Raw genomic sequence first — 222 nt, 5'->3', positions numbered from 1 at the left:
CCGGAAATGGAGATGCCGCTGGCGTTCCAGAATCGCGTGTGCTTGCGCACCAGGTCGGCGTAGGCCGGCTCGATGTGCACCTTGATCTCGATGGTCCTCTGGTCATCGCCCAGCTGGAAGCTCTTCACCTGGCCGACCTGGATCTGCCGGTAGAACACCGGGCTGCCCTGCTCCAGGGAGCCCAGGCGATCGGCCTTGAGGGTCAGGTGCAGGCCGGGCAGC

At 65.8% G+C, this 222-nt stretch carries 1 protein-coding gene; it reads right to left on the bottom strand.

All coding sequences use genetic code 11. The features are described from left to right. Positions 1 to 222, bottom strand: a 222-nt coding sequence (locus HMPREF2914_RS24560; protein ID WP_126584365.1) for an MlaD family protein, incomplete at both ends; no start/stop codon positions are given.

Source organism: Pseudomonas sp. HMSC067G02 (assembly GCF_001813485.1).
GTDB classification, from domain to species: domain Bacteria; phylum Pseudomonadota; class Gammaproteobacteria; order Pseudomonadales; family Pseudomonadaceae; genus Pseudomonas; species Pseudomonas aeruginosa.
This window is presented reverse-complemented; position numbering and strand designations above follow the sequence as displayed.